The organism is Streptomyces sp. MZ04 (assembly GCF_004684775.1).
Taxonomy (GTDB): domain Bacteria; phylum Actinomycetota; class Actinomycetes; order Streptomycetales; family Streptomycetaceae; genus Streptomyces.
In genome coordinates, this window is sequence record NZ_SRIC01000287.1 from 1 (window position 1) to 10,249 (window position 10,249).

Below are 10,249 nucleotides of genomic sequence, written 5' to 3' on the forward strand. Positions count from 1 at the left end.
GCCCGGGGGAGGGCTGCTCATGGGGCGGCCGTTCGGGGTGCCTGTGTATGTGGCGCCCAGCTGGTTCCTCGTTGCCGCCCTCATCACCTGGGTCTTCGGCGGGCAGCTCGACCGCGTGCTGCCCGAACTCGGCGGCGTCCGCTACCTGGTGTCCCTGTTCTTCGCGGTCGCCTTCTACGCCTCCGTGCTCGTCCACGAGCTGGCCCACACCGTCGCCGCCCTGCGCTTCAAGCTGCCGGTGCGCCGGATCCAGCTGCAGTTCTTCGGCGGCGTATCCGAGATCGAGAAGGAGAGCGAGACCCCCGGACGCGAGTTCGTCCTCGCCTTCGTCGGGCCGCTGCTCTCCCTCGTGCTCGCCGGGGTGTTCTACGCCGGCATGCGCGCCGTCGAGCCCGGCACCGTGCCGGGCGTCCTGCTCGCCGGGCTGATGATCTCCAACCTCATCGTCGCCGCCTTCAACCTCCTGCCGGGGCTGCCCCTGGACGGCGGCCGGATGCTGCGGGCCGTGGTCTGGAAGATCACCGGCAAGCCCATGAGCGGCACCGTCGCCGCCGCCTGGGTCGGCCGCGCCCTCGCCATCTCCGTCCTCATCGGGCTGCCCCTCCTCAACCAGTCCGGCGCGCTCGGCGGCGAGGCCCAGGACATCGGCGGCATGGACACCGTCACCGACGCCCTGCTCGCCGCGATCCTCGCCGCGATCATCTGGACCGGCGCAGGGAACAGCCTGCGCATGGCCCGCCTGCGCCAACACCTGCCCGAGCTGCGGGCCCGCGCCCTGACCCGCCGCGCCGTCCCCGTCGAGACCAGCACCCCGCTCTCCGAAGCGCTGCGCCGCGCCAACGACGCGGGGGCCCGCGCCCTCGTCGTCGTCGACGCCGACGGCGACCCCATGGCCGTGGTCCGCGAGGCCGCGATCGTCGGAGTGCCCGAACACCGGCGCCCCTGGGTCACCGTCAGCGGCCTCGCCCAGGACATCACCGAGGGCATGCGCGTCTCCGCCGAACTCGCGGGTGAGGAACTCCTCGACACCCTGCGGGCCACACCCGCCACGGAGTACCTCGTCATCGAGGACTCCGGCGAGATCTACGGAGTGCTCTCCGCCGCTGACGTGGAGCGCGCCTTCGTGAAGGCCATGGCCCGCCCCAGCTGACGTACGCCACCGTGGTCGGCGGCCCCCGCACGGGCCGGTAGGCTGGTCACATGTCCGAACCGACCGGTGCCGCCCGCCGACGCGGGCCCTTCAAGGTCGGGGACCAGGTTCAGCTGACCGACCCCAAGGGCCGCCACTACACGTTCACGCTCGAGGCCGGGAAGAACTTCCACACCCACAAGGGTTCCTTCCCCCACGACGAGCTGATCGGTGCTCCCGAGGGCAGCGTTGTCCGCACCACGGGAAACGTCGCCTACCTCGCGCTGCGCCCCCTGCTCCCCGACTATGTCCTGTCCATGCCCCGCGGCGCCGCCGTGGTCTACCCCAAGGACGCGGGGCAGATCCTGGCCTTCGCCGACATCTTCCCCGGCGCCCGTGTCGTCGAGGCCGGTGTCGGCTCCGGCTCGCTCAGCAGCTTCCTCCTGCGCGCCATCGGCGACCAGGGCATGCTGCACTCCTACGAGCGCCGCGAGGACTTCGCCGAGATCGCCCAGCAGAACGTGGAGCGCTACTTCGGCGCCCCGCACCCCGCCTGGCAGCTCACCGTCGGCGACCTCCAGGACAACCTGAGCGACACCGACGTCGACCGCGTCATCCTGGACATGCTCGCCCCCTGGGAGTGCCTGGACGTCGTCTCCAAGGCGCTCGTCCCCGGCGGCATCCTCTGCTGCTACGTGGCGACCACCACCCAGCTCGCCAGGACCGTCGAGTCCATCCGCGAGATCGGCGGCTTCAACGAGCCGACCGCCTGGGAGTCGATGATCCGTAACTGGCACATCGAGGGCCTCGCCGTCCGCCCCGACCACCGCATGATCGGCCACACCGGCTTCCTGCTCACCGCCCGCCGCCTCGCGGACGGCGTCGAGCCCCCCATGCGCCGCCGCCGCCCCGCCAAGGGCGCGTACGGCGAGGACTACTCGGGTCCGAACGCCGACGGCGGCACCCCGCGCTGACCCGCGCGGCGAGCCCCGTCCAACAAGCAGGCGCCGCCGCCGAGTTCCCCGACCTACCGGGGAACTCGGCGGCGGCGCCTTTTCGTTGACAGAACGCCAGACGCGTACCAGAAAATCATCGGCGCACCAGAAGAACGGCGAAACCCACCGGACCCCGGTGTTCCACCTCACTGTGAGGTATGGCACGATGCTGGCCACCTCCCCCACCGGCACAGCCCTCACAGGAGACCCTCCTAGTGCAGAACCCCGCCGTCCCGGAACTGGCACACACCACCACCCGCCCCATCCACTGGCTGGCCACCGCGGCCGCCCTCGCCGCCGTCATCGCGGGCTCCTCCTTCCTGCAGCCCGACCCGGCGAACGCCGCACAGCCCGCCTCCAAGCCCTCCGGCAAGAGCGCGGCAGCCCCCGCGCCCGCCCCTGACGCCGACACCGTCACGTACCCCATCACCTGCGGAAACGTAAAACCGGTCGTCAAGAAGAAGGCCTCCGGCGACCTCGACGGAGACGGCAGACCCGAGACCGTCGCCGTGGTGCACTGCGCCGCCGGATCGGGCACCCCGCCCGACGGCGTCTACGTGATCACCCGCGCCACGGAAGGCAAGCCCCGCGTCGTCGCCACCCTCGTCGACCCGCAGGACCGGCAGAACGTCAGCGACTTCGCCGTACGTGACGGAGCGATCACCGCCACGCTCCTCGGCTACTCCTCGACCGACGTGCCCAGCTGCTGCCCCGATCAGCAGGACGACGCCAAGTGGCAGTGGAAGGACGGCACGTTCGCACGGTCCACACCGGCCGGAGCACACAGCGTGTGACGGAACCGACACGGAGAAGGGGTCTGTGCCCGCCGGTCACCGGCGGGCACAGACCCCTTCCTCGTCGCTGAGTTCGCGACGGCCTCAGGCCGCGTCGGGACCGTAGACCTCGACGCTGTCCGAAACGCGACGCACATGAATGCAGTCCCCCGGACACTCCTTCGCCGAGTCCACCACATCCCGCAGAAGCGGCAGGGGAACGGGCGTTGTGGCCCCCGGCGCCTGCAACAGCTCGTCGTCCGAGCTCTTCACGTACGCGAGACCGTCGATGTCCAGCTCGAAGACCTCGGGTGCGTACTGCGCACAGATGCCGTCGCCGGTACAGAGGTCCTGGTCGATCCAGACCTCCAGAGGATCGCCCTCAGGGCCGGTCCCAGCCTCGTTCTGCACGGTCATCTCTCCTGCCGATCGCTGCGTCGGGCGAACCGACTTTGCGGCAAGTCGGGCCAGCCCTGACGGGTGTTGAACGCTTCGACGATACAACCGCCCGCTTTCCGATGTTGTTGGGTGGGTATTCCACTGGCGTGAGGGAGAGCGCAAGGGTGAAGATCGGACACACCCCATCGTCTTTTTGATCTAGGGGTTTCAATCGACACCCACCCAGGTAGGGTCTGGAAGCGTCCAGCTCCCCTTGGAGGAGGTGAGGACCGTGGCAGCCCACGACGACGACATCAACCGCGGCATCCGGCCGGGGCGAGGGTCTGAAGACCCCGCCGGTCAGGTTGCCTATCTCGAGCAGGAAATCGCCGTCCTGCGACGCAAGCTCGCCGACTCTCCGCGTCATACGAGGATTCTCGAAGAGCGGATCGTCGAGCTGCAGACCAACCTGGCCGGCGTATCCGCACAGAACGAGCGGCTGGCCAACACGCTCCGTGAGGCCCGAGACCAGATCGTGGCCCTCAAGGAAGAGGTCGACCGGCTCGCACAGCCACCGGCCGGCTTCGGAGTCTTCCTCGTGGCGAACGAGGACGGCACGGCGGACATCTTCACCGGGGGCCGCAAGCTCCGGGTGAACGTCAGCCCCAGCGTGGAGCTCGAAGAGCTCAGGCGTGGCCAGGAAGTCATGCTCAACGAAGCGCTCAACGTGGTCGAGGCCATGGAGTACGAGAGCGTCGGAGACATCGTCACCCTCAAGGAGATCCTCGAGGACGGCGAGCGGGCCCTGGTGGTCGGACACACCGACGAAGAGAGGGTGGTCAGGCTCGCCGAACCACTCCTCGACGTCACCATCAGGCCCGGCGACGCGCTCCTGCTCGAACCACGCTCCGGATACGTCTACGAAGTGGTTCCCAAGAGCGAGGTCGAAGAGCTCGTCCTCGAAGAGGTTCCGGACATCGGCTACGAACAGATCGGCGGCCTGGGCAACCAGATCGAGCTGATCCGTGACGCGGTCGAACTGCCCTACCTCTACCCGGACCTCTTCAGGGAGCACGAACTGCGGCCGCCCAAGGGCGTGCTGCTCTACGGGCCCCCCGGCTGCGGCAAGACGCTGATCGCGAAGGCCGTCGCCAACTCCCTTGCCAAGAAGGTCGCCGAGGTGACCGGACAGGCCGCGGGGAAGAGCTTCTTCCTCAACATCAAGGGACCCGAACTCCTCAACAAGTACGTCGGTGAGACCGAGCGCCACATCCGCCTGGTCTTCCAGCGTGCGAGGGAGAAGGCGAGCGAGGGCACCCCCGTCATCGTCTTCTTCGACGAGATGGAGTCCCTCTTCCGCACCCGCGGATCCGGCGTCAGCTCGGACGTGGAGAACACCATCGTCCCCCAGCTGCTCGCCGAGATCGACGGCGTGGAAGGCCTGGAGAACGTCATCGTCATCGGCGCCTCCAACCGCGAGGACATGATCGACCCCGCGATCCTGCGCCCCGGACGACTCGACGTGAAGATCAAGATCGAGCGACCGGACGCCGAGGCGGCGAAGGACATCTTCGCCAAGTACCTCACCGAGCGGCTCCCGCTGCACGCGGACGACCTCGCCGAGCACAGCGCCGACCGGCGCGCCACGGTGCACGGCATGATCCAGTCCGTCGTGGAGCAGATGTACGCGGAGTCCGAGGAGAACCGCTTCCTCGAGGTGACGTACGCCAACGGCGACAAGGAAGTCCTGTACTTCAAGGACTTCAACTCCGGCGCGATGATCGAGAACATCGTCGGCCGTGCCAAGAAGATGGCCATCAAGGCCTTCCTCGAAGCCAACCAGAAGGGCCTCAGGGTCTCCCACCTCCTCCAGGCTTGCATCGACGAGTTCAAGGAGAACGAGGACCTGCCCAACACCACCAACCCGGACGACTGGGCCCGCATCTCCGGCAAGAAGGGCGAACGGATCGTGTACATCCGTACGCTCGTCACCGGAAAGCAGGGCGCGGACACCGGACGCTCCATCGACACGGTGGCGAACACCGGTCAGTACCTGTAGAAGACAGGGCGGCTGCGGGTGTCCTTCGTGGGTACCCGCAGCCGTCTGTTTTTCAATGAAGACAATGATCTCCCCACCAGCGCAAAGGCGCTCTAGGCTCTTCGGTACCGCCGAGTCGCGCAGTGCGGGGACGGGCACCGCACACGCACCGGAGAACCAGCGGTACTTGAGCGCCGTTCCCGAAGGGGAGCGCCGCCGGGCAAGGAGGGCCGCATGACCGTACGGCGAGTAATGGGCATCGAGACGGAGTACGGCATCTCCGTCCCCGGCCACCCCAACGCCAATGCCATGCTCACCTCGTCCCAGATCGTCAACGCCTACGCCGCGGCGATGCACCGGGCGCGACGCGCCCGCTGGGACTTCGAGGAGGAGAACCCCCTGCGGGACGCGCGGGGCTTCGACCTCGCACGCGAGTCCGCCGACGCCAGCCAGCTCACGGACGAGGACATCGGCCTCGCCAACGTCATCCTCACCAACGGAGCGCGTCTCTACGTAGACCACGCGCACCCCGAATACAGCTCACCCGAGGTAACCAACCCCTGGGACGCCGTCCTGTGGGACAAGGCCGGCGAGCGCATCATGGCGGAGGCCGCCGAGCGCGCCGCCCAGCTCCCCGGTGCCCAGCCGATCCACCTCTACAAGAACAACACCGACAACAAGGGCGCCTCCTACGGCACGCACGAGAACTACCTGATGAAGCGGGAGACCCCCTTCTCGGACATCGTGCGCCACCTCACGCCGTTCTTCGTCTCCCGGCAGGTCGTCACCGGCGCGGGACGCGTCGGCATCGGTCAGGACGGCCACGAGCACGGTTTCCAGCTCAGCCAGCGGGCCGACTATTTCGAGGTCGAGGTGGGCCTGGAGACCACCCTGAAGCGGCCCATCATCAACACCAGGGACGAGCCGCATTCCGACGCCGAGAAGTACCGCCGCCTGCACGTGATCATCGGCGACGCGAACCTCTCGGAGATCTCGACCTATCTCAAGCTCGGCACCACATCTCTGGTCCTCGCCATGATCGAGGACGGCTTCATCGCGGTGGACCTCGCCGTCGACCAGCCCGTGCGCACCCTGCACCAGGTTTCCCACGACCCGACCCTCAAGCGTCTCGTCACGCTCCGTAGCGGCCGGACACTCACCGCGGTCCAGCTCCAGATGGAGTACTTCGAGCTGGCCCGCAAATACGTGGAGGAGCGGTACGGCTCCGAGGCCGACGAACAGACCAAGGACGTCCTCACCCGCTGGGAAGACGTCCTGGGCCGCCTGGAGACCGATCCCATGAGCCTCTCCGGGGAGCTCGACTGGGTCGCCAAGCGGGAGCTCATGGAGGGCTACCGCCGCCGGGACGGCCTCGACTGGGACGCCGCGAGGCTCCACCTGGTCGACCTCCAGTACGCGGACGTACGCCCCGACAAGGGCCTGTACAACCGCCTGGCGGCCCGCGGCAAGATGAAGCGCCTCCTGGACGAGCCGGCGGTCGAGCGGGCCCAGACGAAGCCTCCGGAGGACACCCGCGCGTACTTCCGCGGCCGCTGCCTGGAGCAGTACGCGGACGACGTGGCCGCCGCCTCATGGGATTCGGTCATCTTCGACCTGCCCGGTCGCGACTCGCTCCAGCGGGTGCCCACACTGGAGCCCCTGCGCGGGACGCGGAACCACGTCAAGGAGCTTCTGGACCGCTGCCGTACGGCGGAGGACCTAGTACGGGTGCTCTCCGGAGGCTGAAAGGCCCGGCGCAGGGGAATCATCGAGGTGGTCCCCGGACGTTGAGGAAAGTGCGGGGCCGATGTCAGACCCGGCTTATAGGGTCTGATCACGTACATCGAACCGAAATGAGCGGGGTGAGGTACATGGCGACCAAGGACACCGGCGGCGGACAGCAGAAGGCGACACGTTCCACCGAGGAGACCGAGGAGCAGGCGCAGGACGCGCAGGGCTCCGAGGACCTCAAGGAGCGGCAGGAGAAGTTGAGCGACGACGTGGACTCGGTTTTGGACGAAATCGACGACGTACTCGAGGAAAATGCCGAGGACTTCGTGCGCTCATTTGTGCAGAAGGGTGGCCAATAACGGACATGCCGGGCGTCGATCAGAAGCGGTGCCCCAAGTGTTCCCGGACGCTGTCGCTGTCCTCGTTCGCCGCTGACAGGAATCGAACGGACGGCCTGCAGGCGCTTGGTCGGAAGTGCGTGGCGGAATACAGCGCTGCGCACTACCGGCGCCGTCAGGAAGGCCGAGCGCGACGAGATGGTTGATTCCCAGATGGGGATCTGTGTGATCTGCCTCAACGCCCCAGCCGTGCATGTGGATCACTGCCACGAGACGGGTAGGGTCCGTGGCGTACTGTGCTTCAACTGCAATTCGGCCATCGGCAAGTTGGGAGATGATCCCGACACTCTGCGTCGGGCCGTCACTTACCTGGAAGGAAACGCGTGGAAGCCAACACTCGTAGCACCGGGCGTCTACCAGCTGCCTTCCTGACGCCTGGTTCTTCGTCCTTCATGGACTTTCTGTCGGAGCATCAGCCCGAGATCCTGCCGGGCAACCGGCAGTTGCCGCCCACGCAGGGTGTGATCGAGGCGCCGCACGGCACGACGATCGTGGCGACGACGTTCCCCGGCGGCGTGGTGCTCGCCGGTGACCGGCGCGCGACCATGGGCAATGTCATCGCTCAGCGCGACATCGAGAAGGTCTTCCCGGCCGACGAGTACTCGGCCGTCGGCATCGCCGGCACCGCCGGTCTCGCCGTGGAGATGGTCAAGCTCTTCCAGCTGGAGCTCGAGCACTTCGAGAAGGTCGAGGGTGCCACGCTCTCCCTGGAGGGCAAGGCGAATCGGCTCTCCACGATGATCCGCAGCAACCTCGGCATGGCCATGCAGGGCCTGGCCGTCGTCCCGCTCTTCGCGGGGTACGACGTGGACCGCGAGAAGGGGCGCATCTTCTCGTACGACGTCACGGGCGGGCGTTCCGAGGAGCACGGCTTCGCGGCCACCGGTTCCGGTTCGGTGTTCGCGCGCGGTGCGATGAAGAAGCTCTACCGCAACGACCTGACGGAGCAGGAGGCGACGACGCTCGTCGTGCAGGCGTTGTACGACGCGGCGGACGACGACTCGGCGACGGGCGGTCCGGATGTCGCCCGTCGGATCTATCCCATCGTCACCGTGATCTCCGACGAGGGTTTCCGGCGGCTGGGGGATGAGGAGTCCTCCGAGATCGCCCGCTCGATCCTTGAGCGGCGCCTGGAGCGGCCCGACGGTCCGCGGGCCGCGCTGCTCTGATCGATCCGTATTCGCCACTGACTGAGTCACTGACAGAAAGGGACGGATAGCCGGTGTCGACGCCGTTCTATGTCTCACCCCAGCAGGCCATGGCCGACCGGGCGGAATACGCCCGCAAGGGCATCGCCCGTGGTCGCAGCCTTGTTGTGCTGCAGTTCGCCGATGGCATCGTGTTCGTCGGCGAGAACCCGTCCCGTGCGCTGCACAAGTTCAGCGAGATCTATGACCGGATCGGCTTCGCGGCCGCCGGCAAGTACAACGAGTACGAGAACCTGCGGATCGGTGGCGTGCGCTATGCCGATCTGCGCGGATACACCTATGACCGCGACGATGTGACGGCCCGTGGGCTCGCGAACGTCTACGCCCAGACGCTGGGCACGATCTTCTCGAGCCAGGCGGAGAAGCCGTACGAGGTGGAGTTGGTCGTCGCCGAGGTCGGGGAGACGGCCGAGGGCGATCAGATCTACCGCCTGCCGCATGACGGTTCGATCGTGGACGAGCACGGCTCGGTCGCGGTCGGCGGCAACGCGGAACAGATCAGTACGTATCTGGATCAGCGCCACCGGGACAACATGACGTTGGCCGAGGCGCTGAAGCTCGCGGTGCAGTCGCTGTCCCGCGACACCAACGGCAGTGAGCGGGAGATCCCCGCGGAGCGGCTCGAGGTGGCGGTGCTCGACCGTACGCGGCCGCAGCAGCGGAAGTTCAAGCGGATCGTCGGGCGTCAGCTCGCGCGGCTGCTCGAAGGGGACGCTTCGGCGCCCACGGACGCCGCCTCCGACACGGAGGAGACGGATGCGGGTTCCGACTCGGCTGCCGACTCCGGGTCCGGGCCCGACTCCGGGTCCGACTCCGGGTCGGCTTCCACCGAGGAGTAGTTCGGTTCGGTGTACGCCCCGTGTCCTGGCCTTGCGGCCGGGGCGCGGGGCGTTCTCGTGTGTGCGGTACGTGGCTAGGGCGCGGGGGCGGTCGAGCCGCGGACGACCAGCTCCACGGGGAGGGTGTCGAGGCGGGGTGTGCGGCCGTCGAGGACGGCCAGCAGCGAAGCCATGCCGCGTTCGCCGAAGCGCTCTGCGGGCAGTCGGACGGTGGTGAGCTCGGGCTCCACGGCGGTGGCCAGGGTGAGGTCGTCGAAGCCGGTCACCGAGAGGTCCTCGGGGACCCGCAGGCCCAGTCTGCGGGCCGCTTTGCAGGCGCCCGCGGCGAGGATGTCGTCGTCGCAGACGAGCGCGGTGGGGCGGGGTCCCGGTGCGGCCAGTGCGGTCTCCGTGACGGCGCGGGCGTCCTCGACGGTGAGGGGCGCCCGCACGGTGCGTACGACGGCTCCGGTGCCCCGCAGTGACCCGGCGAGGGCGTCGGCGCGTACGTCGAAGGTCCAGGTGTCCACGCCTGCCGCGAGGTGCAGGAAGTCGCGGTGGCCGAGGGACAGGAGGTGTTCGGTGACGCGGCGCATGCCGTCGGCGATGTCGAGGTTGACGGTGGCGGTGCCGAGGCTGCCGGCGGGGTCGCTGTCGAGCATGACCAGGGGGAGTTCGTCGCCCCGGATGGCGGCGAGGGCGTCGGCGGCCATGGAGGAGGCGAGGACGCCGTCCAGGGACTGTCTCTTATACAAATCTCCGAGCCCACGAGACGCTCATG

10 protein-coding genes and 1 pseudogene are annotated in these 10,249 nt (G+C 68.1%); 9 read left to right on the forward strand and 2 right to left on the reverse strand.

Features of this window, described 5'->3' with window-relative positions:
- The 3 genes from E2651_RS35930 to E2651_RS35940 all read left to right on the forward strand — a co-directional run.
- The coding region (locus E2651_RS35930; RefSeq protein ID WP_135335456.1) for a site-2 protease family protein at nt 1-1,150 on the forward strand (1,150 nt) is incomplete at its 5' end.
- Between the two features lie 50 nt (nt 1,151-1,200).
- Nucleotides 1,201-2,103, forward strand: a complete 903-nt coding sequence (locus E2651_RS35935; RefSeq protein WP_135335457.1) for a tRNA (adenine-N1)-methyltransferase — start codon at nt 1,201-1,203, stop codon at nt 2,101-2,103.
- Between the two features lie 236 nt (nt 2,104-2,339).
- Nucleotides 2,340-2,918 (forward strand): hypothetical protein, encoded by a 579-nt coding sequence (locus tag E2651_RS35940; RefSeq protein ID WP_135335458.1) that lies wholly within the window; start codon nt 2,340-2,342, stop codon nt 2,916-2,918.
- A gap of 84 nt (nt 2,919-3,002) precedes the next feature.
- On the opposite strand, the gene E2651_RS35945 is transcribed toward E2651_RS35940, so the two are convergent.
- The gene (locus tag E2651_RS35945) at nt 3,003-3,314 is read right to left on the reverse strand and encodes a ferredoxin (RefSeq protein WP_135335459.1); all 312 of its coding nucleotides are present in this window, start codon (nt 3,312-3,314) and stop codon (nt 3,003-3,005) included.
- A 253-nt stretch (nt 3,315-3,567) separates the two neighbouring features.
- On the opposite strand from E2651_RS35945, the gene arc reads away from it, so the two are divergent.
- From arc to prcA, 6 genes are all read left to right on the forward strand, one after another.
- Nucleotides 3,568-5,334: a proteasome ATPase gene (arc, locus tag E2651_RS35955; protein WP_135335460.1), complete on the forward strand. Its 1,767-nt coding sequence runs from the start codon at nt 3,568-3,570 to the stop codon at nt 5,332-5,334.
- 213 nt (nt 5,335-5,547) lie between these two features.
- Complete coding sequence (dop, locus tag E2651_RS35960) at nt 5,548-7,059, forward strand: depupylase/deamidase Dop (protein WP_135335461.1); 1,512 nt, start codon at nt 5,548-5,550, stop codon at nt 7,057-7,059.
- 125 nt (nt 7,060-7,184) lie between these two features.
- Complete coding sequence (locus E2651_RS35965) at nt 7,185-7,403, forward strand: ubiquitin-like protein Pup (RefSeq protein WP_135335462.1); 219 nt, start codon at nt 7,185-7,187, stop codon at nt 7,401-7,403.
- A 192-nt stretch (nt 7,404-7,595) separates the two neighbouring features.
- The gene (locus E2651_RS45700; protein WP_245239441.1) at nt 7,596-7,814 is read left to right on the forward strand and encodes an endonuclease VII domain-containing protein; all 219 of its coding nucleotides are present in this window, start codon (nt 7,596-7,598) and stop codon (nt 7,812-7,814) included.
- A complete protein-coding gene (gene prcB / locus E2651_RS35975) occupies nt 7,766-8,611 on the forward strand; it encodes a proteasome subunit beta (RefSeq protein WP_135335463.1) in 846 nt (281 codons plus the stop codon). The genes E2651_RS45700 and prcB overlap by 49 nt, the downstream gene beginning before the upstream one ends.
- Nucleotides 8,612-8,664: 53 nt before the next feature.
- A complete protein-coding gene (gene prcA / locus E2651_RS35980; RefSeq protein ID WP_135335464.1) occupies nt 8,665-9,489 on the forward strand; it encodes a proteasome subunit alpha in 825 nt (274 codons plus the stop codon).
- Nucleotides 9,490-9,563: 74 nt separating this feature from the next.
- On the opposite strand, the pseudogene E2651_RS35985 reads toward prcA, so the two are convergent.
- A pseudogene (locus E2651_RS35985) lies at nt 9,564-10,214 on the reverse strand (LacI family DNA-binding transcriptional regulator); the annotation flags it as partial.
- Nucleotides 10,215-10,249: the final 35 nt, after the last annotated feature.